Origin of the sequence: Tatumella sp. UBA2305, assembly GCF_002345795.1 — a bacterium.
Lineage (GTDB): Bacteria > Pseudomonadota > Gammaproteobacteria > Enterobacterales > Enterobacteriaceae > Tatumella > Tatumella morbirosei.
The window spans coordinates 145,698-169,425 of sequence record NZ_DDVT01000011.1; the positions used below are offsets into that span (position 1 = coordinate 145,698).

Genomic DNA, 23,728 nt, shown 5'->3' on the forward strand with positions numbered 1-23,728 from the left:
CAGATTCTCGGCGGTAGATGGCAGGCTCGGAACCGGTGCAACGTCCTGCACCGGCCTGAAAAGGCTTATGAAAAGCATAGCATGCATCACGGACGGCGGGAACGAATGCCGCCGTGCTTAAGGGTCATCTCTGACGGTCAGAAGATAATATCTCTGCAGGATCCGCCGCACCGGCTGATGATCTCTGTTCAATCACCATGGTCTGTGGAGATGACAGTGCAATGCCTTCATCTCTCAGACGCACCAGGATCTCAAACAGCAACTCACTTTTCACTGACGAAATCAGCCGCTGAGTCGCGACATTACCGGTGACGCTGAGTGAAATTCCTTGTGAAGAGAGATCCTTAAAACTCACCGAAGGTGCCGGGGTCTCAAGTATGCGTTCATTTTCACTATAAACACTGAGTAAAATCTCTTTGACTTTAACCGGGTCTATATCCAACGGGAAGGTCATCGGAATAGTCACCACCCCCTGAGCATTGCCCATGGTCGCATTACGCACATTCTGAGAAATCAGCTGAGAATTTGGCACAATGACCGTTGATTTATCCGACAGCTGGATTTCAGTAGCCCTGACATTAATACGGCGGATATCCCCTTCATAACCACCAATCCCGACCAGATCTCCGACCTTCACCGGGCGTTCTGTCAGCAGAATCAAACCAGAAATAAAGTTTTTAACAATCTCCTGCAGACCAAAGCCAATCCCGACCGATAATGCACTGACAATCCAGGCCAGTTTGTTCCACTGAACTCCCATCACAGACAGTGTCATCAATACCACTAACACATAGCCAACATTACTGAATAAGGTGACCACGGATACCCGCATCCCTTTGTCCATCGCGGTCTTAGGTAAAAATTCCTCATCCAGCCAACGACGTACTCTACGTAAAACGCAGATACTGGCAATCAACATAATAATGGCATTGACTACCTGTGAGGGCACGATGTTCAGCTTTTCCAGCCCTTTGCCTCCCCAGAACGCCAGCGCTTTCTGAAGCATATCTGCCGGTGAGGAAGAGGTAATGGTGCCATTGAATAAGCCAAACACCAGCAGAAGTACCAGTACGGATTTTAATACTGCCGCCAACAGCGAAGAGACCTGGGTCAGGTAACGTTCCTGAATATTCAACGAGCTTTGTACCCGGCGACCACAGGCATTACTGGTTGAAAAAATGGCTTCGCTGCTGTCCCCGGCCAGATGGCTCAATAAATAGAACGAACTGAACAGGATACCCACCCAGACCGTTTCATAACTCACAAAGCGACCAAACGACACATATCCAATCATCAGTGACAGCAGAATCACCAGGCCGGTAACAAACAAAGCAAACTCGATCAGTGCGGCCAGTGTAGAACGAGCCGGAGGGGTATTATCTTCATTTTTAATTCGCCGACGGGTACGTTTGATCCGCAGCACAATCACCACGCAGAATATCCCGATCAGTAATGCGGTCAAACCATTACCAAATACTGTAGTATTTACACTGGTGCCGACACTGTAGTTAAAACTTTCCAGGGCCTGAAAAATAAATACCAGTGAGGCAATAATCGTCGGAAAAGGCTTCATCGCCTGCGCAACTTCATTACTGATACTGGCAAGACGCCAGGAAGGACGACGGGTCGATAAAAATGCTCTGCCCAGTCCCGCAATCAGACCACAACTGATACTCAGATAGACCAGACGGGTAACATAGTCCTCCACATCACTGTTCACCTCGTCAATCCGGGTAAAGGCATATGCCAGGAAATTGAATGACAAAACGATGGCCAGCAGGGTCGTCAGGGCAACTGCCGTAGCCAAAAAACTGCGTCTTAGCCGTCCTTCTGGTAATTTATTAATGCTAACCCAGGCCAGAAACTCTTCCATGTATCGGCGACCTAACACCATCACCAACACTGCCGCTAATAACCAGCAGAGGGTGCCAGCCCTCCATTCCGGTGCCCAGGAGAGTGCCACCGTATTCAGCAGTTCACTACCAAAATTCGTGATTTTCTCCCGGTCAAACTGATTACTGTTATACAGTGGTTGCCAAAATACTGATGATAAAATACTACCTGAATTTAACGCCAGTTGCGTTTTTAGCTGGTCACGACGTAAATTAAGAATTTGCGCAGACAGATTCAGACTGCCATTTTTCAGGCTGTCGGCCTGCTTAATCTGACTGTCCAGCTCAGTTTTCCTGGCTTCCAGAGAACGGCGTTGGTTAGTTACATCCGCAGTTTCCCTGACGCCACTGCCCGGAACTGGAGCGGCGCCCAACACGGCAAGCTGCGCCTCCACTTTCTGTCGTTCGGGAATAAGACTCTGTCCCAGCGTATCCGCATTTTCTGACAACTGCTGCGCCATATCATTCAGCTGACTTAGCGACGCATCGTTGGTCGATCCTGACACCTGCCCTTTAATTTTATCGAGGATGATCTGCATTTTGGACAGTTCACGGCTGGCATTCACCTGGGGTGCTGCGGTGGTTTGCTGGCCGGTATCAGTACTGTCCGCATAGACCTGCACCGAAAACTGCAAGCTTATCAGTAATAAAAATAGTCTGAAGATGATCGATAAAATACGCATAATGACGTTGTATCCAAAGATAACAGAACAGTGAATTCAAAAATAACTGGCCAGCCATAGGTTGTAGAGGGTTATGCCCCTCTCAGCTATAAGAATGGCACTGAAAATGGATCTCCGGAAAGCTCAGATAAACTGAACTCCCGGAAATCTGATCACGTAACCAGTAATTACGCAATACCGGATTGGGTTACAGCGCTTTCTCTTTCTTATACGCCAGAGCTGCCGCTGGCACCGGAGCCGCTTTGCCGGTTTCCAGCCAGCTTCGAATCCTGGTGGCGTCCGCAAAATGGGTATATTTACCGAAAGCATCCAGTACGACCAGGGCAACCGGACGACCATTAATGGTGGTTCTCATGGCCAGACAATGACCCGCTTCATCGGTATAACCGGTTTTGGTGAGACGGATATTCCATTTATCGTTATACACCAGGTGGTTAGTATTACGGAAAGGCAGAGCATACGCCGGATGGCTGAATACCGCAGTTTCTTCTTTCGTTTTACTTAGTTCCCCTATCAGCGGATACCGTTCTGTGGCTTTCAGTAACTTCACTAAGTCACTGGCGGTAGAGACATTTTTCAGTGATAGACCGGTGGGTTCGACATAATGAGTATGCTTCATGCCAAGTGAACGGGCTTTATTATTCATCGCCACGATAAATGCCTGATAACCACCAGGATAATGAGCTGCCAGGCTGGCTGCGGCCCGGTTTTCTGAAGACATGAGTGCCAGCAACATCATATTACGGCGGCTGATTTCACTGTTCAGCTTTACCCGCGAAAATACCCCCCTCATCTCAGGAGTATGGCTGATATCCACATTAATCACTTCATCCAGAGACTGATGTGCATCCAGGACCACCATCACCGTCATAAGTTTGGTCAGCGAGGCAATCGGTCGAACCCTGTCAGGATGACTGGAAAACAGCACTTTATTGGTGTTCAGGTCAATCACCAACGCACTCCCGGAAGCGATCTGAGGCTGTACGGTACTGATAACATCCGGAGTACTGCGTTCAGCCTGAGCCGGAATCACGGCAGTTGTCAAAGGGGTACAAAGTGCAAAAAAAAGTAAAGAATGACGTAGTTGTAAGGACATTTTCTCGAAGATACCTGAATGTTTTTAATGCTGTGCAGACACAGGCCGCGGAGCCATTGCCGATTTCATGCCGCTGGCGGCAGCATCATACGCCTTCCTCAGGAAAAATGCCCAAAACTCAGAGAGTCGCTGTGACACGGAATTTGTAAGAAAGTCTGACAAACCCGTAATGCCGCTGACATGATATCTCAGAGTCCCAGCATCGCACCGAAGCGTAATGACGTGTAAACTTAAATTTTGCTGAACCAGACCAGGAATCGTAACGTTGCATATCGATATTAACTCACTGATTCACCATTACGGGTATTTCGCCCTGTTACTGGGTTGTATGGCTGAAGGTGAGACTTTTGTATTACTTGGCGGCATCGCAGCTCATAAAGGATTGCTGCATTTTGCCGGCGTAGTCGTTGCCGCCATGGCCGGAGGGATCATTGGCGATCAACTGCTGTACTGGCTGGGCCGCCGTTATGGAACCCGCATACTGTCTAAATTCAACAATCACCAGGATAAGGTGGCGAGGGCCAGCGAACTGATCAACCGTCATCCCAGTTTATTTGTGATTGGTGTACGTTTTATGTATGGTTTCCGCATCATTGGACCCATTATTATCGGGTCAAGCCAGCTATCACCCCGCCGGTTTCTGATTTTTAATGTGATTGGTGCATTCGTCTGGGCGTTACTTTTTGTCAGTCTGGGTTACTTTGCCGGGAAACTGATTGCCCCATGGTTTGACAGACTGGATGAATATCTGAAGCCGGTGTTCTGGGTGGCAGGAACTGCAGCGGTATTGTATATAGTCTGGAAAGGAATTCGCTTTTTGCAGCAACGACGACAACATTGACCGGTGAACTGCGGGAGAACTGCACGGTAGTAAAATGTCAGTTTCCGATTCCGCGATTAGCCCATATAATGTGCAGCCGGACAGAACATGGTCCTGCTACAGGAACCTTAACGAGCCCATATTCAGGCACTAACAAGTTATATAATTATGAAAAATAGCATTCGCGTCTTAGCTTCATTTGCGCTGGCATTAGCGGCATACAGCCATTCAGCGTTAGCAGTGGTTTACCCTTTGCCCCCGGCGAAGAGCAGTCTGATTGGTGAAAATCTGCAGATCACCCTTCCGGAGAACAACCATTTGCCGCTGGAAGCTTTTGCTTCTCAGTATCAGATGGGGCTAAGTAATATTCTGGAAGCCAATCCTGGTGTGGATGTCTATTTGCCAAAAGGCGGAACCCGTCTGGTCATTCCACAGCAATTACTGTTACCTGATGCACCGCGTGAAGGTATCGTAATTAACAGTGCCGAAATGCGTTTGTACTACTATCCGAAGGGTACCAACACCGTCGTAGTACTGCCTATCGGTATCGGTCAGTTAGGTAAAGATACGCCACTGAACTGGGTCACCAGTATTAAGTCCAAACGTCCTAACCCGACATGGACGCCGACCAAAGCAATGCACGCAGAATATCTGGCGAATGGTCAAAACATACCCACAGTCTTCCCGGCGGGTCCCGACAACCCCATGGGTCTGTTTGCGCTGTATATCGGAAACCTGTATGCCATCCATGGTACCAATGCTAACTTTGGTATCGGATTACGTGTAAGCCATGGTTGTGTCCGTCTTCGCGCTGACGACATTAAATGGCTGTTTGAACATGTTCCGGTCGGTACCCGTGTGCAGTTTATCAATGAACCTGTCAAGGCTGCCGTCGAACCTGATGGTTCGCGTTATATTGAAGTACATAACCCTCTGTCCACCACAGAAGAACAGTTCACTTCTAACGTTGAGGTTCCTCTGACAATTACTCCGGCGGTCAGTAAATTGCTGTCAGACCCGAGTATTAATCAGAACGTACTGAATGCAGCGCTGAAAGCCCGTAGCGGGATGCCAGTGAAAATTAATGGTGTGGAAAACAATATCGATACTTCCCCGCATCCTGTCACGGAAAATGACTCTGCGTTACCCAAAGAAGAACCGATGACTCCAATGTCTGACGAAGGTGCCAATATCATTCAGACCAATGCCCCGACAACCATTACTCAGCCAGGTCCTGTTGAGTAAAAACTGGCTCTGACTGAAATATAAAACTGCCCGCGAAGTCTACACCCCAAAAGTGGGATAATCCACTGAGTAAGGTGTCGTTCAGACCGGGCAGTTTTTTTACGATCTTATTTTTCCAACAAACTGCCCATCCGCAGGTGTCACCAGCACTCGCACTTTCGGCCTCCCCTGTTATATCTGCTCACCCTATCGCGGGTAAAAAAAACGCACTGATAAACAGAGCGTTATTTTGCACAGATAATCACTGACCAGTTAACTGGTCGGAATTGATTTAGCCGGGCGCATAAATTGCCGAATCATCATCAATATCCCGGCAATCACTACCAGAGATGCAGCCAGATAGACCGAACGAATCCCAAGGTGATTCATCAGAAGTCCGGCAACAGGTCCGGTTATCCCGAGGCCAAAATCCAGAAACGCTGAATAGGTACCCAGTGCCGAACCCTGACTTTGCTGTTCTACCTGTTTTACGGCCTCTACTCCCAGAGCAGGGAAAATCAGAGAAAAACCACAGCCGGTCAATAATGCCCCGATATCTGCCGCCAGTACTGAATCTGCATGCCATAGCAGAAACAAACCAACTGCTTCGACAATAAACGACACCAACGATACTTTAATGCCCCCAAACCGGGTGATCGCATTTCCTGAAACTAACCGGACACCTGCAAAACCCAGGCTGTAGAGAGTCAGAGTCATGGCCGCACCACTCCAGCCCCGGCTACTGAAGTAAAGTGTGATAAAGGTCGCTATCACTCCAAAACCAATCGTTCCCAGTCCCAGGGCAACACCGTAAACCCAGACCCGGCGAAATACCTGACTGAACGGAACCCGTTGACCTACCGTCACCACCACCGCAGGTTTCCGGCTGGCAAGATAGAAACCTACGGCTCCCATCAGTGCGACCAGGCCGGCAAAGCCAAACACTCCCAGGCCCTGATTAAGCATTACCCCCAGCGGCGCACCAATCGCCATCGCCATATAGGTGGCTACGCCATTCCATGAAATGACCCGCGCCGTATGTACCGGACCCGCAATATTCATCCCCCATAAGGTAGAACCGGTACTGCTAAAACTCTCGCCAATTCCAAGGAATATCCGGCCAGCCGCCAGCAGCGATAAGCTCAGTAACGGCCTGGAGGTTAAACAGGCCGCAATAATCGTCAGTACGCCACTCATTCCACATAATACCAGGCCAAGCATAACGACCTTTTTTGGCCCCATACTGTCGGCCAGCCTGCCACTTTGCGGGCGACTGACCAGAGTAGAGAAATATTGCAGACTGATAATCACTCCGGCAATAAAGGAGCTAAAGCCGAGCTGGTGATGGACAAAACCAGGCAACACCGCCAGTGGCAGACCGACGGATAAATAGCAGAAAAATGTAAAAATAATGACTGATAAGATTCGTTTGTTTAACTGAGAACGACTCAGTACCACTGATTCGGACATGATAAACTGAAAACCCGGAGAAGAAGGACTAAACGCACATTATCACAGTTGATGGTGATCACAACATCTATATGTCACAGCGTGTTAGCTGCAATGGTACTGACCGCCTGCGCAATTTCTGTGGAGGTTTTTAATGCCCGCACACGGGTAAATACTTCACTGGCCTCAGGGTAAGCTTTACGCAGATAACCCAGCCACTGTTTGATCCGGGCAACATGGTATAACCCGGTATCTCCCTGCTTTTCCAGCTGACAGTATTTATTCAGCAACTGAACGACCTGTGTCCAGGGCATTGGAGCTTCATTATACTTAATGACCCGGCTGAGATTAGGGACATTCAGCGCCCCTCTGCCGACCATCACCGCATCACACCCGGTAACAGTCCGACAAGCGGCAGCACTTTCATAGTCCCAGATTTCACCGTTGGCAATCACCGGAATTGATAACCGCTGACGTATTTCACCAATCGCCTGCCAGTTAATAGCCTCGGCACGATAGCCATCTTCTTTGGTTCGCCCATGAACCACAATTTCTGTCGCGCCGGCACTGGCGACGGCATCAGCAATTTCATGGCATTGGGCAATAGAATCCCACCCCAACCTGACTTTGACTGTTACCGGCAATTCTCCGGGCACAGCTTCTCGCATCGCTTTAGCCGCCTGATAAATCACTGCAGGGTCTTTAAGCAGTGTGGCTCCGCCACCACTGCCATTCACCAGTTTTGATGGACAACCGCAGTTGAGATCGACACCGTATGATCCAAGTTCAATCGCTCTGGCAGCATTTTCTGCCAGCCAGCCCGGGTGCTGACCTAGCAACTGAACTCTGACCAAAGTGCCGGAAGAGGTCCGGCTGGCATGATGTAACTCGGGACAGAGCCGGTAGAAAGATTTAGCTGGCAGAAGCTGATCAACCACACGAAGAAATTCGGTGATACAGAGATCATATTCATTGACTTCAGAAAGAAGATGTCTGACCAGAGAATCAAGGACACCTTCCATCGGGGCCAGCAATACCCGCATACTGTCAGGTCCGTTCCGTTTTCTTTGCTGCTGCCGGACGACGTGGCCGCTGGTTGCCGTTATTATCCGCACGTGGTGGGCGAGAACTTTGACCACGCCCCGCCCCCTGACCACCCGGGCGACGGTCACGTCCCCCCTGCCGCCCATTCTGAATAGGTTCGGCTTTAATGGAAGGATCAGGCTCATAACCCGGAATAGCCAGACGTGGAATTTCACGCTTCAGCAACCGCTCAATGTCCCGCAGTAATTTGTGCTCGTCCACACATACCAGAGACAATGCAGCGCCGGTAGAAGCCGCCCGCCCCGTACGACCAATGCGGTGCACATAATCTTCTGCAACATTAGGCAGCTCATAATTCACTACATGTGGCAGTTCTTCGATATCTATACCACGGGCAGCGATATCTGTGGCTACCAGAACACGAATTTCGCCAGTTTTAAAGTCCGCCAGAGCGCGGGTACGTGCCCCCTGGCTTTTGTTGCCGTGAATCGCTGCTGCTGTAATTCCGTCTTTATTTAGCTGCTCTGCAAGATGGTTAGCACCATGTTTTGTGCGGGTAAAAACCAGTACCTGCTGCCAGTTATCACGGCCTATCAGATAAGACAGTAATTCACGTTTACGTTTTTTATCCACAAAATGCACCTGCTGACTTACCTGCTCAGAGGCGGTATTGCGCCGAACCACTTCGATCAATGACGGACGATCAAGCAGCTTTTCTGCCAGCGCTTTAATATCGTCAGAAAAGGTAGCTGAGAACAGTAAATTCTGGCGGCGCGGAGGCAGTTTTGCCAGTACACGGCGAATATCATGAATAAAGCCCATATCCAGCATACGATCAGCTTCATCCAGCACCAGAATTTCGACCGCCGACAAATCAGCGGCATTCTGATGAACCAGGTCAAGCAACCGGCCCGGTGTGGCAACCAGAATATCAACGCCACCACGCAGCTTCATCATCTGCGGATTAATACTGACTCCACCAAAAACGACCAGTGAACGCAGGTTCAGATAACGGCTATATTCACGTACGTTCTCCCCCACCTGAGCCGCCAGTTCCCGGGTAGGAGTCAGGATTAATGCCCTGACCGGACGTCGGCCTTTGATGACTGAAGGCTGTGACGCGGATAACCGTTGCAATAACGGCAGGGTGAAACCGGCAGTTTTACCGGTGCCCGTCTGAGCACTGGCTAACAGGTCTCCGCCCGCAAGAACCACAGGAATCGCCTGTTTCTGAATAGGTGTCGGCTCGCTGTAGCCTTGTTCGCTGACAGCACGCAAAATATCGGCACTAAGACCGAGAGATTCAAAAGACATGGAAAATTTTACTCCGGGACGCCCTGACCGTAAGTAACGGTGCAGTTTTCAGGGGGTTATGTCATGTGACTCAGAGATAAGTCAGGGGCAAAAACTACGATGCATGATATACACAGTTTAACAGAGTTACGGTCACTGTGCGAGGGTCCCGGACTATCAATCATGGCGAAATGGTGAAGGATCAGCAGATATTGTCATGTCTGATCCTACGGAACCAACGGAATTAACTACGTTTTTTTTCTATCTGGCGGACAGGCTCTTTAGCCAACAGGGAGATCAATGCCGGCCCTACCAACATCACTACCCCCAGCGCACCCACCAGCAAAGGATTATGGATTACCCGTGAGAACAGGAACAGGGACAGCATAGCTGCGCCAAAATAGTAGGTGGTACTGGCTTCTTCCAGATAATCGCCCGCGACCCGCAGACGTGGTAAGCGCTGCGTTACTATCATTGCCAACAGTAATACGACATAAGCCGTCACCAGACTGGCACTGACCTCAGTCAGTAACCGGTGTTTCCAGCCCCACACCAGCAGCAATACGACACTCAGATGCATTGCAATATGGAAGCAGGTTTGACCGGTGATAATCTTAACGCGATTAGACCATTTCATTTTTTCTCTCCTGGCAGGCAAGAACGCCGCCGATACAAACCGACATGTCGGTAAGGATTATCAGACTAATCCAGTTTCAAAAAAAGCACCTGTGATTTTTGATTTTCTGTTGTTCAAATGTGATCAGAACACCAGTTTTCTTTGCGGACCAGGTGACTCAGCGGCAGTATTATGCCACAAAAATCACTTTTATTTCATTTTTTGCAATCCTGCCCCCCGTCAGGCAGTCAGTTATGCGCCTGCAAGCCCCAATTTTAGTGAGATGAGGCAAAAACAGATATTTTTGTTTAAAGTCGATATTCCGCTCTTTCCCGGCGCAAAAAACGCTGTTTCGAACAGTACATCACCTACAGACAGAGACAGCAGAAGGCCATCACCGGGTACGGTCAGACAAGAGGAGGTTTGTATAAGAAACAGGGGCCGGATGGCCCCTGAGTTGGAATGAATTGTTATTACCGGCGGTTGCCGAAAATCCGCAACAGCATCAGGAACAGGTTGATAAAATCAAGATACAAGGTCAGCGCCCCGACAATACTGTATCGACGCAGATTTTCCTTATCATCAGCGTTAATCGATTCGCCAATATTCTTAAGCTTCTGAGTGTCATAGGCTGTCAAACCAACGAAAACCACAACACCAATATAGGTGATAGCCCACATCATTGCGGTGCTTTTCAGCCAGAAATTCACCAGTGAAGCAATCAGAATACCAATCAGTGCCATAAACATCAGGCTACCCAGCCGGCTTAAATCGCGTTTGGTGGTATAGCCAAATAAGGTCATGGCACCAAACATTCCGGCCGTCACGAAGAAAGTGCTGGCAATCGATGAATAAGTGTAGACAAGAAAAATACTTGCCAGTGTCAGCCCGGTCAGTGCGGAATAAAGCATAAATAATGAGGTCGCCAGTGCACTGCTCATTTTATGGACCATTCCGGATAAGATAAACACAACAGCCAACTGAATAATGATCAATCCAAAAAACGTCAACTGACTGGAGAAAATAAACTCCATCACCCGAGGGGTCCTAGCCGCATACCAGCTGATAAACGCCGTCAGTAACAGCCCGCAAGTCATCCATCCGTAGACCTGTGCCATATAAGTTTGCAGACCTGAGCCTGCCCGTTGCAATGTCGAATTATCCTGTCGTTGATATCGCTCCATGATTCACCTCTTGAGACGTTTAAACAGATAATGCCAGTGTGACACAAATCAGGTCAGTTACGCCAGTCACCGATCATTGCCGTGCCAGGCATTGTTGATAGCGACTATTGACCCGTTGGGCAAACCAGGCGGTGGTCAGATTGCGGGTAATTTTGGGACTGTTCAGTTCGATGCCAGGTAACCGCTGGCGGGGTAACGCGCTTCCCTTCTGCTTATCGGCCAGCCGGAAAACCTGTTGCCAGACACGACTCTGCTGAAATTCAGGAGACTCTCCCTGTGTTAGTTGGCGGTGAATCTCTGCAGCACTTAAGCCTAGCCGTGACTGCAGGCTGAGGACTGCCTGTTCAGTGGCCCCAGCAGCATCACTGTCATAGCGAATTAAATCGCCATCCAGAGCAAGTTTACGCCCGGTGAGTTGCATCACGGCAGCCTGAAAAGCCGCGTTGCGGCTGGCATACCATCCCGCGTTGAAATCCGCGAAGCGGTATAACATGGCCGGATAGTCTGCCGGATAGCCCAAAAGATGCAGTGTTCCATACCAGACTCCCCCCCGACGACTGAAAACCTCCTGACGAACAGAATGTTTCACTGGCCATGGATAACCGGCGTCGTGAGCCTCAGCAAACGCAATGCTGACCTGCATTGGCCCCCCGGTATGGACAGGATTCAGATTTCCAAACAGCCGTTGTCCCAGAGGAACTCTGTCGATCAGGTCATCGAAAATGTCACTCAACTGTTTTTCGGTGTGCACTGTTTTCAGACGCTCAGCGTAACTGCGTCCGTCCGATGAAGGAATTTTCAACGCCGTGTTAACCAGAAACCGGGGAATATAAAGAGTCGCCGCTCGCCGGTAGATTTCCTTCATAGCAATCGCGGGTAAACCATTGACGGGAGCATTCGGATTAAATCCGGATTCCTGGCCAGCAACAGCAATAACAGCACATAAATTTTCAGCCGAAGGTGATAATGACTGATGCTGAAAGCTTTGATAAATATCCTCTGACCAGCCAGCTTTATCGGTAACTGTTGGCGGCAGCAGACGCTGAATTTTGGCTTTCACCGTCACCGGCTTTTGCGTCGGTGCAGTGACTGAATGCTGACTACAACCGTTCAGCAACAGCAATACCAGTAAACCACTCATCCCCGTGATCCACTGTCTGCTCAGTCTGCAACAGTGATGACCGAAAAAACCCAGCACTGACTCCTGCATCAGTTCGACGCTAACCAGCGTTTGGCGGCCTGCTGGTCACTCTCTTTCGCGTCCAGCCAGCGATCCCCCAGAGGCGTCGTTTCCCGCTTCCAGAACGGGGCCCGGGTCTTCAGAATATCCATGATGTACTCTGCTCCGGCAAATGCGCTGTTTCGGTGTGCCGAACTGACACCGACAAATACAATCTGCTCACCTGCCGCCAGGCTACCGACGCGATGAATGATCACGATTCTCTGCAGTTCCCAGCGCCGCCGGGCTTCAGCGGCAATCGATTCCAGCACTTTTTCGGTCATAGACGGATAATGTTCCAGTGTCAGCGTTGCCACACTGTCACCCGAGTTATGATTCCGTACTTTGCCGGTAAAGGTCACAATGGCGCCATCCGCGTCATCTCCTGACAACCACTGGTGAGCTTCTGTCACAGAAAATGACGCATCACCTACCCGAATGTGGGTCTGATTCATAAAAGTTAGCCTCCGGTAACCGGCGGGAAGAATGCCACTTCATCACCGTCCTGTAATGGATGAGTGAACGGAACAAGCGTCTGATTCACCGCCGCCAGTAATTTTCCTTGTTCCATCGCCAGAGCCCAGTTTTTATCACGGCTACTCAACGCCAGACGCAATGACTCAACATCGCTGAACTCAAAGGGAATCTCAAGACTGGCTGTGTCCGCGAGCTCACGCACTCTGGCAAATAATAATATATTAATCATGGTGATCTGCCCTGAAGTCCCCCGACTTGCCTCCGGATTTGCTTATCAGTCGTAATCCGTCAATCACAATATCTTTCTGCACCGCTTTACACATATCATAGATAGTCAGTGCAGCTACTGAGGCGGCGGTCAGAGCTTCCATTTCTACCCCGGTTTTCCCTGTGAGCCGACAGAGAGTTTCAATATGAATCTGATTCTCTTCCGGTAAAGCGGTAAGGGAAACTTCAACTTTACTCAGCATCAACGGATGGCAAAGAGGGATCAGTTCCCAGGTACGTTTTGCTGCCTGGATGCCGGCAATTCTTGCAGTTGCAAATACATCCCCCTTGTGATGACTGCCATCGACAATCATTTGCAATGTGGTGGAGTTCATACAAACAAAAGCTTCTGCACGGGCTTCCCGTATGGTTTCCTGCTTGGCCGAAACATCGACCATATGTGCCTCTCCGGCACTGTTGATATGGGTTAGCTGCGACATACTCAGAACTTCTTTAGTTGTGAAACGAAATTACAGGGGGCGGTAGTCGCATCAATCTGTGGTGAGATAATCCTCTCCCATGCCTGACGACAAGCCCCCGTGGATCCCGGGACCGCAAAAATTAATGTCTGGTTAGCCATCCCTGCCACCGCACGGGATTGCAAGGTAGATGAATCAATTTCTTCAAATGAGATCATTCGAAACAGTTCACCAAAACCATCAATAGTCCGATCGAATAACGGTAACAGTGCTTCCGGCGTGCTGTTCTTCACATGAAAACCTGTGCCACCATTAATAATAATGACCTGAACCTGTTCACTGGCAATCCAGCGTGAAACCACCGCACGAATCTGGTAGCGGTTATCTGCACAGATAACCTGCTCTGACAGATGATGACCTGTGGAAGTCACCATTTCGCTCAAATAGTGACCGGAGGTATCGTTATGTGCATCCCTGCTGTCTGAAACAGTCATCACAGCCACGGTTAACGGGACAAATTCCTTTGGGGATTTACTCATGATGTCTCTCCTGACTAACCGCCGATAAATGAAAGATTTTGGGTATGCCCGGTCATTCCCTGATGGAGAAAATGGGTCTGTTTCTTCTGTCCCAGGCTGGAGGCGATTCTGGCCTGTAATTCCTCCTGTTGCTGGTCGCTGGCCAGTAAATCACGCAACGGTATTCCGTGATCGCCAAACAGACACAAGTGCAGATTGCCTACTGCGGAGACTCTGAGTCGGTTACAGCTCAGACAAAAATCTTTTTCGTAAGGCATAATCAGGCCCACACTGCCCTGATAATCCGGGTGGGTAAATACCTGCGCAGGCCCATCATCTTTGGCTCTGACTCCGGCCTGCCAGCCGCTCTCCAGTAACTGACGACGAATGACCTGACCAGAGATATGGTGTTTCTTAAACAAATCACTACCGTCACCGGTTTCCATAAGTTCGATGAAACGCAGTTGTATTGGCCGGGTACGAATCCAGTCAAGAAAAGTTTGCAGGTGCTGGCTGTTTACATCACGCATCAGCACGGTATTCACTTTAACCATGCTAAATCCTGCCTCAAAAGCCGCATCAATCCCGGCCATCACCTGGTGAAACTTATCCTGTCCGGTGATGGCATGAAACTGGCGGGCGTCAAGGCTGTCGATACTGACATTGACCGCAGTCAGACCGGCATCGCGCCACTCCCTGATATCCCGGGCCATCCGGTAACCATTGGTCGTGGTGGCAATTTTTCGTAACCCTGAGTTTTCCCGGACGGCGGCGATAATATCGGTAAAATCACGACGCATGGAGGGCTCGCCACCGGTGATGCGAATTTTCTCAGTACCGGCTGCTGCAAATGCACGGGTTACCCTCCGGATTTCATCCAGTGATAAAAAGCCTTTATTGCGGACACTGTTTGGCCGGTAACCGTCCGGCAGGCAGTAAGTACAGCGGAAATTACACACATCTGTAACAGACAGGCGCAGATAGTAAAAACGCCGGTCAAACGTATCAATTAACTGAGACACAGGAACACCTTTCCGAAGTCGGGAGATGTGGTCATTTCTTCCCACACCCTGGCAGTAAAAACTGCGGCCCGTCAGCCATATTATCAGCAATAACACAGGTCCGAGGGGCTTGGCGTGTAAATTATCAGTACAGATAATCGTGTGTCTGAATTCTAGCGCGAAACACCTGAAGAAGCCATGTTGTCAGCGTTGCTCCGCTTTAAATGTTCACTGATACCTGCAGATTAATCCGCTGTAAAACAGTCAATCAATCAGCGAGAATAGGTCTCCGGACAGTTTGCTGTTATATATCCGTATTATTCTGACAGGATAGCCGCCATTAAAAGGAGATTTATGAATCGTACACTGGCAGATTTAGACCGCGTAGTAGCCATCGGCGGAGGACACGGTTTAGGACGTGTCATGTCTTCACTATCCGCTCTGGGTTCACGTTTAACCGGCGTTGTCACTACCACGGATAATGGGGGCTCTACTGGCAGAATTCGTCGTTCCGAAGGAGGTATCGCCTGGGGCGACATGCGCAATTGCCTTAACCAGCTGATTACCGAGCCCGGCATTGCCTCCGCAATGTTTGAATACCGCTTTAGCGGGCAGGGTGAGCTGGCAGGGCATAATCTGGGTAATCTGATGCTAAAAGCTCTGGATAATCTTAGTGTCAGGCCACTGGAGGCCATTAATTTGATCCGTAATGTGCTGAAAGTGGACGCTTTTCTGATCCCCATGTCTGAGCAGCCAGTGGATCTGGTGGCTACCGACCCTCAGGGACATGCCGTTTACGGTGAAACGGCCATTGATGCCATGAGTGAGATTCCTGCTACGCTTGAATTATTTCCTGATGTCTCGCCAACCCGCGAAGCCCTGCAGGCGGTTGCCGAAGCTGATTTAATTCTGATAGGTCCTGGCAGTTTTTATACCAGTCTGATGCCAGTGCTGTTAATGGAACAGATGGCAACAGCACTGCGCCGTACTCCGGCAAAAATGATTTTTATTGGTAATCTGGGTAAAGAGAAAAGCCCGGCAGGTTCACTGAGCGTGAGTGATAAATTGCAGTACATCGAACAAGTGATAGGCCGCCGTGTCATTGATGCCGTTGTTGTCAGCCCGGCGGCCGATATCAGTCACCTTGAAGGGCGTCATGTGATTCAACGTCCGCTCGAAGCCGGAGATATTAAATACCGTCATGATCGCCACTTGTTACATATTGCCCTGGAACAGGCCGTTCAGAGTCTGGGTTAATATCAGGAAGCCGCAATGAACAGGGCACGGATTTCGTGCAATTCATCACGGACCCGTGCTGCTTCCTCAAACTCAAGATCCATCGCATGTTTATTCATCCGGGCTTCCAGCTCGGTAATTTTCTTCTGCATGGCCTGTGGAGTCAGTGCCGCATACTGACCACTGTTCTCCGCCGCACGTCCGGAACTCTGACGTTTATCATGAGATTTACCTTTGGTCCGGGCAATGCCCTGCCCCAGCTCCAGAATATCAGTGACTTTCTTGTTGAGCCGTGTCGGCACAATTCCCTGAGCAGTATTCCAGGCCTGTTGTTTCTCTCTGCGCCGTTCGGTTTCTTCTATAGCCCGTGCCATTGATGGCGTTATACGGTCTCCGTAGAGAATAGCTTTACCGTTAATATTACGCGCAGCACGCCCAATGGTCTGAATCAGCGAACGTTCTGAACGTAAAAAACCTTCTTTATCCGCATCCAGAATAGCGACCAGTGAAACCTCTGGCATATCCAGCCCTTCCCTCAACAGGTTAATCCCCACCAGCACATCGAACTCTCCCAGCCGCAAATCACGGATGATTTCCATTCTTTCCACCGTGTCGATATCAGAGTGCAGATAACGTACCCGTTCTCCATGCTCCTCCAGGTATTCTGTCAGATCTTCAGCCATACGTTTGGTTAGCGTAGTGACAAGAACTCGTTCATTAATTTCAGCTCGCTGGCGTATCTCCGACAGCAGGTCATCCACCTGTGTCGCTACCGGCCGGACTTCAATGATCGGGTCAAGCAATCCGGTAGGTCGTACCACCTGATCGATAACCTCATCACCGGATTTTTCGAGTTCATAGGCCCCGGGAGTCGCCGAAACATAGATAGTCTGTGGGACCAGAGCCTCAAACTCTTCAAATTTCAGAGGACGGTTATCGAGCGCAGAGGGGAGGCGAAAACCGTATTCCACCAGATTTTCTTTGCGGGCCCGATCACCGCGATACATCCCGCCAATTTGTGGGATAGTGACGTGGGATTCGTCCACAACCAGTAAACCGTCTGCCGGCAGATAATCAAATAACGTCGGAGGTGGCTCTCCCGGACCACGCCCGGACAGATAACGGGAATAGTTTTCAATGCCTGAGCAGTAACCGAGCTCATTCATCATCTCCAGGTCAAATTGGGTCCGCTGTGCAATACGCTGCTCTTCGAGCAATTTATTATTTTCCAGCAATACCCGACGACGCTCAGCCAGTTCAACCTTGATTTCTTCCATCGACTGGATAATTCGCTCACGCGGTGTGACATAGTGTGTTTTAGGATAGACGGTATAACGTGGCACTGTTTGCGCTACCTGCCCCGTCAAGGGGTCAAAAATCGACAGCCGCTCTACCTCATCATCAAACAACTCCACCCGCAGAGCAATTTCATCGGACTCCGCAGGAAAAATATCGATAACCTCGCCTCGTACCCGGAAAGTACCGCGCTGGAATGCCTGATCATTACGGGTATATTGCAGTTCAGCCAGCCGTCGTAAAATACTGCGTTGATCAATAATCATCCCACGGCTTAGATGCAACATCATTTTCAGATACAGGTCAGGATCGCCTAAACCATAGATTGCCGATACCGAAGCCACCACGATAACATCGCGACGTTCCAGCAGTGCTTTAGTCGCCGACAATCGCATTTGCTCGATATGTTCATTGACCGACGCATCTTTCTCTATAAAGGTATCTGAACTGGGAACATAGGCTTCCGGCTGATAATAATCGTAGTAAGAGACGAAATATTCGACAGCATTGTCAGGAAAAAAGGCTTTCATCTCACCATAGAGCTGAGCTGCCAGTGTTTTATTCGGAGCCAATACCATAGTTGGCCGGTTAAGGTCAGCAATGACGTTAGCAATCGTAAATGTCTTTCCTGAACCGGTAACCCCAAGCAATGTCTGGTGTACCAGCCCGTCTTCCAGACCTTCTTCCAGCCGCCGGATAGCCTCTGGCTGGTCACCTGACGGTTTAAATTCGGAGTGAAGTTTGAAAGCCTTGCTCATCGTTTGGTCACCTGTCGCTTTTTTTTCGGGCGGGCTGACTAGTTTACTCACTACCTCAAAATATGCCAGCCTGAACACTGGATATGCACACAGTTCCCCCCCGACGAATACCGTGAGTAACGGAATTCTATACGAATTAATTTTCAGTCACGGGCGATAATTTTCTGCCCCGCAGGTTATCCACCGCCAACTCAGCTGTCGTTCTGTTTGTCAAGTTAATGTAACAAATTATCCTTAGAATACTCTGGTTCAAACTGCTCAGGGTTGATTTTAATTAACTATTTGAAAAGTTAGAATTATTATCAGGAGCCCGATTTACAGCCAGCCTGTTGCCAGGCCGCATATTTCCTTGGGTCAGCTCTGTTTTAAGCTGCTAATGCACATAGTTATCCACAGGAATGGTGGATAAGTGATTTTAACCCTGACGGCATCAGCTGTGAATAAATTACCCATCCCCTCCCGGGCAGCCCCAAAAAAAATTTTTTCAGCTTTTTTTTTGCGAAACTTCTGCGTTTTTCAATTTGTTGTCACTCTCACTTTTTTCGTTATATTTAACTGTAATCAAGTAGCCCTCTTCAGATTTTTTGCCTTTTTCCAGGTCAAAATGCACCGTAAAACTTTCCAGTGAGCACCTGCAAAGTGCAATCCCGGTTCGTTCCTCTCACCTGTCACAACGAAATGAGATTCATATCACAAACCTGATGCTATTCCCTGCGCTCAAAACCAATTATTTCATTACTGGCCTGATAATTGCTTTATTCATTCTAAAGCTGTCGCCTGAAGGAGAGATGGCGCGAAGTCACACGACATTCGCTCATTGGCCTGGCGTTACCCACACAGAGGAGTGCAACAGATGCTGAGTTTACGTGCAATCAATCAGTTTTATGGTCAAAATCATATTCTTTGGGATGTAGATTTGGACCTGATGCCCGGCACCTGCACTGCTGTGCTGGGCCAGCCGGGGATGGGGAAAACGACCCTGGTGAACTGTATTATGGGCTATCTGCCGGTGAATAGTGGCACGATTACCTGGCAGGAGAAGAATTCCCCACCCAAAGATTTAAAACAGCAACCTTCAGAACTACGCGCCAGAATGGGCATCGGTTATGTTCCTCAGGGTCGACAAATATTTTCACAAATGAGTGTCGAAGATAATCTGGTCATTGCTCTGAAAGCCGCCAAAAGCACACCTCCTCATGCCATACCACAAATGATTTTTGACCTTTTCCCTCATCTGTATGATTTACGTCATCAACGCAGTGGTGATCTGGCGCTGGATCAGCAGCAACAACTGGCACTGGCCAGAGCTCTGGTTCTGGAACCTAAGTTGCTTATCCTGGATGAGCCCACCGGGGGAATGTCGCCGTGGCTGGAAGAAGATATGGGCAATCTGCTGCGCTGCCTGAATCATGAATACGGAATGACCATATTGTTACTCGAACAGCGGGTATCCTTCATCCGTCGTGTTGCCGACTATTTTCTGTTACTCCACCGGGGACGCAATGTGGCGAATGGCCGGGTCAATCAACTGGATGAAGGTATAATTAACAAATGGATGACGGTCAGCTGACAACCACGGGTAAATCAACGTATTTCCCGCAGGAAGCAAATTGCTGTTCACCGCTTAACTGTGGGATTTCACCGAGCAAGGGGGCCGGTAGCCGTTGGATCAGTGTTTGCAGATAAGGCTGATGACGATATTGTGGGGGCTGTACACAGTTAGCAATCCAGCCAGCAAGCTTGAGTCCTGCTGACTGAACCGCATTAGCCGTCAATAACGCGTGGTTAATGCACCCCAGTTTCATGCCAACGACCAGGATAACCGGTAACTGTTCCGAGATTACCCAGTCGGAAAACAGCAACTCGTCGGCCAGAGGGGTAAACCAGCCTCCCGCCCCTTCTACCACAATCCAGTCTGCTTTCTGTTCCAGATGACGCAACCCTGCAGACATTGCCTGCTGCGTAATTGGCCGGTTTTCTGCGGCACTGACAATATGAGGAGATGTCGCCTCCTCGAAGACCAACGGATTGACTTCACTGTAACTGAGTCCTGCTAATCCAGAGCGTTGTAACAGTAAACCATCACTGTTACGCAACCCCTGCGGGGTACGCTCAGCGCCGGAGGCTACCGGCTTATAACCTGCAGCACGCCAGCCCTGGCCTGTTGCCGCCTGTAATAAAGCCGAGGTGGCAACCGATTTACCTGCTTCAGTGTCGGTTCCGGTGATAAACCAGCAATTCTTCATTCTGATACTCCATACACTATCTGATAACTCAGCCGGTAACCTTGAGAGTCTTTCGGCCATCCGGTGTCCAGCAATGCGAGGCGTTGTCGGGTCAGTGGTAATCCCTCATCCCGCTGATGCAAATGACTGGCCCCTACCCCTTTTAACGACCACAACGCTGCTCTGACAGTCGGGAACCGGAGCGTAATCTGTTCATGGTACAGCCGTATGCCATACCCCTCTGCCGCACGGGCAATCTGACCGGCCGACAGAAACCGGTTAACATGTTCTGTATTGTCTACCGCTTGCCAGGCCTGATTAACTTCCGGCAGCGAGCCGGCAACCACCGTAGAAAACCTCAGTGAGCCTCCGGGATTGACTGCCAGTCGGAGCTGACCTAACGCTTTTCTCAGGTCAGCACTCCACTGCAGTGCCAGATTGCTCCAGATAATATCGAAACTTTGTCTGCGGACGGGTAGCGCATCAATATCGGCCTGCAGATAGCAGGATTTCGGGTCACGATCCCGGGCGGTTCGCAGCATCTCTGCTGAGATATCCAGCGCAGTCACCTGGTAACCCCGACCGGAAAAATAACGGCTGAATCGCCCACTCCCGCAACCCGCATCCAACACCTGGCCATTTGCAGGCAGGTCAGAGAGGGTCAGTAAGCGATCTCCGGTCATTTGCTGCAAAGTCGCATATTGTTCATAGTGCTTTGCCGCGCGGCCGAACGCCCGGCCAATGGCCGGTTTATTGACAGGTACAGGCGGGTGATGTTCAGCTTCCCAGCGCATATAACTGCTCCGCCAGTTGTTCTATCTGATGTTTCTGATGGGTAGCAGATAGCGTAATACGCAACCTGGCGCTGCCTGCCGGTACTGTCGGTGGCCGGATAGCATTAATCCAGAATCCGCGTTGGCGCAGTTCTGCCGACAACTGAAGTGCCAGATGGTTATCACCGATGATCAGCGGCTGAATCGCACTGTCCGACGGTAAAAGATCCCAGCTAAGTCCACTCACCTGACGACAGAAAAACGCAATATTCTGCCGTAACTGTTCACGTAATTCATCGCCCTGACGCACCAGCGTGATTGCGGTACGGATAGCGTCAGCCTGAGCCGGAGGCATTGCTGTGCTATAAATCAAATGGCGTGCGGTCTGACGAAGATAATCCGCGACCGGTTTCGAACACAATATTGCGGCGCCTGCCACCCCCAATGCTTTACCAAAGGTCACTATCTGAATATCTGCCATTATGTTTTGCTGATGACAGCTGCCGCGGCCTTCTGGTCCGGAAACGCCGATGCCGTGAGCGTCATCCACGACCAGCCAGCTTTCTGACTGATCAGCAAGCTGGCGAAGCTCTGTCAGAGGGGCACTATCACCATCCATACTGAAGATACCTTCGGTAACGATCAGTGTTTCACCGTCACAGGACCGGGCTAACAGCCGCTGCAAACTGCCAGGACTATTGTGCTGAAACCGGCACAGGGTGGCAGGAGTGAGTGAGGCGGCCTCTAGCAACGAAGCATGCATTAGCTTATCCGCCAGTACACGGTCATGTTGCCCGGTCAGAGCGAAAATCAGCGACTGATTGGCGGCAAACCCACTACTGAATAACAGGGCCTCTCCATAACCCAGCCAGTCAGCCAATACCTGTTCCAGTTGCTGATGGGCCGGTGAGTAGCCGGTGACGTGACCGGAGGCGCCAGCACCGGCACCCCACCGGTTTAATCCCTGCTGCCATGCCTCAATAATCTGTGGATGCCGGTTGAGCCCGAGATAATCGTTAGAAGAAAAGTGAATATACTGCCGGTGTTCATCCCACAACATCCCCTGAGCACAGGTCATCACCGGTTGCATCTGACGCCATAGCCCTTTACTTCTCTGAACGTCGAGGGATTCCTCGATTCTCTGTTGCCAGCTCATTACAGAGCCGCGTTATAGAACAATGCAGTATCACTTTCCTGTAACGCCTGCTGTAACTCCTGCTCACGACCATTATCACCTTGTTCGGTATAATTTTGCTCCGGATTCAGACCCAGTTTCCGGAACAGTCGTAAATCATTGTCTTCTTCAGGATTGGTTGTGGTGAGTAATTTACAGCCATAGAAAATGGAATTAGCCCCTGCCATAAAACACATGGCCTGGGTTTGCTCATTCATCTGCTCCCGTCCGGCAGAAAGACGTACGTAGGACGCTGGCATCATGATACGTGCAACAGCAATAGTCCGGATGAAATCAAACGGATCAACATCCTCATTATCGGCCAGTGGCGTTCCTTTCACTTTTACCAACATATTGATAGGCACACTTTCCGGTGGAACCGGCAGATTAGCCAGTTGAACCAGCAATCCGGCACGGTCAGTGACAGTTTCACCCAGCCCGACGATCCCTCCGGAACAGATTTTCATCCCGGCCTCCCTGACCGCACCTAACGTATCAAGCCGTTCCTGATAGGTACGGGTAGTCACAATGCTGCCGTAAAATTCAGGAGATGTATCGAGGTTGTGATTGTAAAAATCCAGCCCGGCTTTCGCCAGCCTCTCAGCCTGTGTTGCAGTGAGCGTTCCAAGAGTCATACAGGTTTCCATTCCCATCGCTTTTACCCCGGCAACCATCTTTTCGAGGTAAGGCATATCACGGTCATGTGGATTCTTCCACGCTGCCCCCATACAAAAACGCCCGGAACCTGCCTGTCGGGCCTTGCGCGCCGAGGCCAGCACTTCCTCAACTTCCATCAGCCGTTCGGATTCCAGTCCGGTTTTATAACGGGCACTCTGTGGACAATATTTACAGTCTTCCGGACAGGCCCCGGTTTTGATGGATAATAGTGTACTGACCTGCACTTTACGCGGATCAAAATGACGGCGATGAACCTGCTGAGCTTCAAAAAGGAGTTCCAGTAACGGCTTTTCAAATAAGGCCCCGGCCCGGGAAAGCGTCCAGCGTTGAGACATGACATGCTCCGAATAATTAACAAATGCGACTGTTATACGTATACTTGTAAA

22 protein-coding genes and 1 riboswitch are annotated in these 23,728 nt (G+C 49.9%); of the genes, 4 read left to right on the forward strand and 18 right to left on the reverse strand.

Going from position 1 to position 23,728, the window contains the following annotated elements:
* Positions 1-124: 124 nt before the first annotated feature.
* Positions 125-2,578 (reverse strand): DUF3772 domain-containing protein, encoded by a 2,454-nt coding sequence (locus B3Z23_RS04875; RefSeq protein ID WP_414716460.1) that lies wholly within the window; start codon positions 2,576-2,578, stop codon positions 125-127.
* Positions 2,579-2,762: 184 nt separating this feature from the next.
* Complete coding sequence (gene pbpG / locus B3Z23_RS04880; RefSeq protein ID WP_294902448.1) at positions 2,763-3,671, reverse strand: D-alanyl-D-alanine endopeptidase; 909 nt, start codon at positions 3,669-3,671, stop codon at positions 2,763-2,765.
* A 265-nt stretch (positions 3,672-3,936) separates the two neighbouring features.
* On the opposite strand from pbpG, the gene B3Z23_RS04885 reads away from it, so the two are divergent.
* Positions 3,937-4,512: a DedA family protein gene (locus tag B3Z23_RS04885; protein WP_294902451.1), complete on the forward strand. Its 576-nt coding sequence runs from the start codon at positions 3,937-3,939 to the stop codon at positions 4,510-4,512.
* 147 nt (positions 4,513-4,659) lie between these two features.
* Positions 4,660-5,736, forward strand: coding sequence for a L,D-transpeptidase family protein (locus B3Z23_RS04890; RefSeq protein ID WP_294902454.1), 1,077 nt, complete (start codon positions 4,660-4,662; stop codon positions 5,734-5,736).
* Positions 5,737-5,988: 252 nt separating this feature from the next.
* Here the strand turns inward: B3Z23_RS04890 and B3Z23_RS04895 are convergent, their stop codons facing one another.
* The 11 genes from B3Z23_RS04895 to moaA all read right to left on the reverse strand — a co-directional run bounded on the left by B3Z23_RS04895 (position 5,989) and on the right by moaA (position 15,223).
* Complete coding sequence (locus B3Z23_RS04895; protein WP_294902457.1) at positions 5,989-7,185, reverse strand: MFS transporter; 1,197 nt, start codon at positions 7,183-7,185, stop codon at positions 5,989-5,991.
* A gap of 74 nt (positions 7,186-7,259) precedes the next feature.
* The gene (gene dusC / locus B3Z23_RS04900; protein ID WP_294902460.1) at positions 7,260-8,207 is read right to left on the reverse strand and encodes a tRNA dihydrouridine(16) synthase DusC; all 948 of its coding nucleotides are present in this window, start codon (positions 8,205-8,207) and stop codon (positions 7,260-7,262) included.
* Between the two features lie 4 nt (positions 8,208-8,211).
* Positions 8,212-9,522: an ATP-dependent RNA helicase RhlE gene (rhlE, locus tag B3Z23_RS04905; RefSeq protein ID WP_294902464.1), complete on the reverse strand. Its 1,311-nt coding sequence runs from the start codon at positions 9,520-9,522 to the stop codon at positions 8,212-8,214.
* Positions 9,523-9,745: 223 nt separating this feature from the next.
* Positions 9,746-10,138: a YbhQ family protein gene (locus B3Z23_RS04910; RefSeq protein ID WP_046791629.1), complete on the reverse strand. Its 393-nt coding sequence runs from the start codon at positions 10,136-10,138 to the stop codon at positions 9,746-9,748.
* A gap of 452 nt (positions 10,139-10,590) precedes the next feature.
* Positions 10,591-11,301 (reverse strand): Bax inhibitor-1/YccA family protein, encoded by a 711-nt coding sequence (locus B3Z23_RS04915; RefSeq protein WP_294902470.1) that lies wholly within the window; start codon positions 11,299-11,301, stop codon positions 10,591-10,593.
* A gap of 73 nt (positions 11,302-11,374) precedes the next feature.
* Positions 11,375-12,442 (reverse strand): DUF1615 domain-containing protein, encoded by a 1,068-nt coding sequence (locus B3Z23_RS04920; RefSeq protein ID WP_294902473.1) that lies wholly within the window; start codon positions 12,440-12,442, stop codon positions 11,375-11,377.
* A gap of 68 nt (positions 12,443-12,510) precedes the next feature.
* On the reverse strand, positions 12,511-12,975 hold the full coding sequence (gene moaE / locus B3Z23_RS04925; protein WP_294902476.1) for a molybdopterin synthase catalytic subunit MoaE: 465 nt from the start codon (positions 12,973-12,975) through the stop codon (positions 12,511-12,513).
* A gap of 5 nt (positions 12,976-12,980) precedes the next feature.
* Entirely contained in the window at positions 12,981-13,226 is a 246-nt protein-coding gene (gene moaD, locus B3Z23_RS04930; RefSeq protein WP_294902479.1) for a molybdopterin synthase sulfur carrier subunit, read from the reverse strand.
* A complete protein-coding gene (gene moaC / locus B3Z23_RS04935; RefSeq protein ID WP_294902482.1) occupies positions 13,219-13,704 on the reverse strand; it encodes a cyclic pyranopterin monophosphate synthase MoaC in 486 nt (161 codons plus the stop codon). Before moaC ends, moaD begins: the two co-directional genes overlap by 8 nt.
* Positions 13,705-13,706: 2 nt before the next feature.
* Complete coding sequence (gene moaB, locus B3Z23_RS04940; protein WP_294902485.1) at positions 13,707-14,222, reverse strand: molybdenum cofactor biosynthesis protein B; 516 nt, start codon at positions 14,220-14,222, stop codon at positions 13,707-13,709.
* Positions 14,223-14,236: 14 nt separating this feature from the next.
* Positions 14,237-15,223 (reverse strand): GTP 3',8-cyclase MoaA, encoded by a 987-nt coding sequence (gene moaA / locus B3Z23_RS04945; RefSeq protein ID WP_294902488.1) that lies wholly within the window; start codon positions 15,221-15,223, stop codon positions 14,237-14,239.
* A riboswitch (molybdenum cofactor riboswitch) is annotated at positions 15,213-15,350 on the reverse strand. It overlaps the preceding gene by 11 nt.
* A 206-nt stretch (positions 15,351-15,556) precedes the next feature.
* On the opposite strand from moaA, the gene B3Z23_RS04950 reads away from it, so the two are divergent.
* Positions 15,557-16,459 (forward strand): gluconeogenesis factor YvcK family protein, encoded by a 903-nt coding sequence (locus B3Z23_RS04950; RefSeq protein WP_294902490.1) that lies wholly within the window; start codon positions 15,557-15,559, stop codon positions 16,457-16,459.
* A gap of 2 nt (positions 16,460-16,461) precedes the next feature.
* Here B3Z23_RS04950 and uvrB read toward each other — a convergent pair whose 3' ends face one another.
* Positions 16,462-18,492 (reverse strand): excinuclease ABC subunit UvrB, encoded by a 2,031-nt coding sequence (uvrB, locus tag B3Z23_RS04955; protein WP_294902494.1) that lies wholly within the window; start codon positions 18,490-18,492, stop codon positions 16,462-16,464.
* Between the two features lie 853 nt (positions 18,493-19,345).
* Between uvrB and B3Z23_RS04960 the strand changes: the two genes are divergently transcribed.
* Positions 19,346-20,062 carry an ATP-binding cassette domain-containing protein gene (locus B3Z23_RS04960; protein WP_294902497.1) on the forward strand — a complete coding sequence of 239 codons (717 nt, stop codon included), beginning with the start codon at positions 19,346-19,348 and terminating at the stop codon, positions 20,060-20,062.
* Here B3Z23_RS04960 and bioD read toward each other — a convergent pair.
* Genes bioD through bioB form a run of 4 tightly spaced genes read right to left on the reverse strand, consistent with a single transcriptional unit; the run spans position 20,055 to position 23,677 of the window.
* Positions 20,055-20,738 (reverse strand): dethiobiotin synthase, encoded by a 684-nt coding sequence (gene bioD, locus B3Z23_RS04965; RefSeq protein WP_294902500.1) that lies wholly within the window; start codon positions 20,736-20,738, stop codon positions 20,055-20,057. The genes B3Z23_RS04960 and bioD overlap by 8 nt on opposite strands.
* Positions 20,735-21,511 carry a malonyl-ACP O-methyltransferase BioC gene (gene bioC, locus B3Z23_RS04970; protein ID WP_294902503.1) on the reverse strand — a complete coding sequence of 259 codons (777 nt, stop codon included), beginning with the start codon at positions 21,509-21,511 and terminating at the stop codon, positions 20,735-20,737. Before bioC ends, bioD begins: the two co-directional genes overlap by 4 nt.
* Positions 21,495-22,646, reverse strand: coding sequence for an 8-amino-7-oxononanoate synthase (gene bioF / locus B3Z23_RS04975; RefSeq protein WP_294902506.1), 1,152 nt, complete (start codon positions 22,644-22,646; stop codon positions 21,495-21,497). The genes bioC and bioF overlap by 17 nt, the downstream gene beginning before the upstream one ends.
* A complete protein-coding gene (bioB, locus tag B3Z23_RS04980; protein WP_294902509.1) occupies positions 22,646-23,677 on the reverse strand; it encodes a biotin synthase BioB in 1,032 nt (343 codons plus the stop codon). Before bioB ends, bioF begins: the two co-directional genes overlap by 1 nt.
* Between the last annotated feature and the right edge of the window lie 51 nt (positions 23,678-23,728).